This is a genomic window from Planococcus sp. CAU13, from assembly GCF_000775575.1.
In the GTDB taxonomy this organism is placed as follows: domain Bacteria; phylum Bacillota; class Bacilli; order Bacillales_A; family Planococcaceae; genus Planococcus.
Genome location: NZ_JRGN01000062.1, coordinates 1 through 2072, shown reverse-complemented (window position 1 = coordinate 2072; position 2072 = coordinate 1). Strand labels below are relative to the sequence as shown.

Below are 2072 nucleotides of genomic sequence, written 5' to 3'. Positions count from 1 at the left end.
CCGAAGAGCTGGGCCGCTGGAGTCTAGACACCAGATGCCTCTTAAAAAGCCTCACATTAACTATGATGTTATTGATTATGTACAAAAAGGAGCTGCAGATTTTCTGCGGCTCCTTTTTTATGTTATCGACACAATAAAAACTTCTAGGATCATTTCGCTCCAGGGGGACGCTTCATTCCAGTTCCGTGTAGTATTGAAATGTTCCGTTTTCAATCAATAGAAATTTTAAAGACATCTCTTTATGGAAGACAATCAGAGATATGGAGCAAAACAGCGAAGGGCGACCGAGCCCGAATTAGCTCAGCGCAAGCCCCCGGCGATCGTCCCCGCGACGTCCTGTCGCGCCGAATGCATGACCCATATCCTGTGGGCCCGAAAGCGAAGCTGTTTTGCGCAGTATCGATTTCTTTATACTATTACCTACTCTTCAATCCGCTTAAGCGGTTTGACGGCCGGGCCTTCCAGCACTTCGCCTGTGTAGGAGAAACGGGAAGCATGGCACGGGCAATCCCATGAGAGCTCGGCGTCATTCCATTTTGTTTCACAGCCCATATGGGTGCAGGTTGTGTCGACGAGATGCAATTGGCCGTATTCATCTCGATAGCCGCCGGCCGCCCCTTTCGAAGTTTTGACGCTTCCGCCTTCCCCTTTTTGCAGGGAATCCGGCGTTTTCATCGGCTGTTTCAATTTACCTTTGACCAATTCTTTCGCAACGGATGCATTGTCTTTCAGGAAGCTTGCGATATCAACTGCTTTCATTTTCGGTCGGGTCGGGTCATACAGGGACGCATAGCGATTTTCATTGCCAAGGATCTGGTCGCTCAGCAGCATGCCCGCAAGCGCCCCGTGCGCCATCCCCCATTTCCGGAAACCGGTGGCCACCAGAATATTTTCATAGCCGACCGTGCTTGTGCCGATATACGGAATTTTGTCGAGTGTCGACTGATCCTGAGCCGACCAGCGGTAAGGGATGTCTTCCACACCGAAATGCTCGTCTCCCCATTCGGCAAGTTTTTCGTAATTCCCCATCGTTTCGCCTTTATGTTTTCCAACGCCATGCCCTTCCCCGCCGATCAGCAGCAGCGGTTCCCCGTCATCATTTTTCGCATAGCGCAATGAGCGCATCGGCATGTCCGTGCTGATATACATGTGTTTTGGAACCGTGCCTTTCACTTTGGCAGCGACAATATATGAACGTGAAATGGACATCCGGGCGAAATACATGCCGTCCGAATCGTTGAACGGGTAATGGGTGGCAACGATCACTTGGTCGCATGACAGGTGGGACATGTTTTCCGTCTGGATGACCGGATTTTTTTTGCTGAGAATTTTGATGGCGCGCGTCTGTTCATAAATGGTACCGCCAAGTTTTTCGAATTCCTTCACCAGGCCGGCCAGGAATTTGACTGGATGGAATTGCGCCTGGTCGCGCATGACAATGGCTTCTTTCACTGCAAACGGCAATTCCACCTCTTCTTTCGCCAGGCCGCCGGGGATGCCGAGCTGCTCATAGGCTTCGGCTTCCTGTTCGATCAATTTGGCACCGACTGCCGTATTGGCATAGACGAAAGCATCCTGATGCTCAAAATCGCAGTCGATGCCGAGTTCCTGCGCCGTGTTCTTTATAAAGTCCAAACCTGCCATATTGGCGTCATAATACCTCTTCGCATCCACTTCCCCCAACATCTTGATCAATGGAAAATAAAACAGGCCGTGCTGCGCAGAAATTTTCGCCGTCGTATAGCCGGTTACGCCATCGACCAGTCTTCCCGCATCGATCAAAGTGACTTTCTTTCCTGCTTTCGCCAATAAGTACGCGCTGATGATGCCGACAATGCCACCGCCGACAACCCCCACTTCCGCCGAATCATTTTTCTGCAGCTGCGGGTAATTGGGTATGTCTTTAAATGCGCGCCAATACGACTCTTTCGATTGTGGAATCCCTTTGTTATTCTTCATCGCCGCATGATACCTCCTGTAAATTGTCATTTACATTTTATCTACCCTTCCTGCTGAAAAATAAGCGCATTAAGAAAAGCGCAAGCGCCCGTTAAGCTCTGAAAGGCATAAGA

General features: G+C 50.1%; 2 protein-coding genes. One reads left to right on the top strand and one right to left on the bottom strand.

Annotation, left to right across the window (positions count from 1 at the left end):
- Window positions 1-220 (top strand): hypothetical protein (locus KW93_RS17730; protein WP_235318348.1); only part of this gene is annotated, 220 nt, incomplete at its 5' end.
- A 200-nt stretch (window positions 221-420) separates the two neighbouring features.
- On the opposite strand, the gene KW93_RS02650 is transcribed toward KW93_RS17730, so the two are convergent.
- On the bottom strand, window positions 421-1959 hold the full coding sequence (locus tag KW93_RS02650) for an FAD-dependent oxidoreductase (RefSeq protein ID WP_033541414.1): 1539 nt from the start codon (window positions 1957-1959) through the stop codon (window positions 421-423).
- Window positions 1960-2072 lie beyond the last annotated feature (113 nt).

Coding starts and splice junctions, on each gene's coding strand:
- KW93_RS02650 (WP_033541414.1), bottom strand. CDS start 1,959: ATGAAGAATAACAAAGGGATTCCACAATCGAAAGAGTCGTATTGGCGC.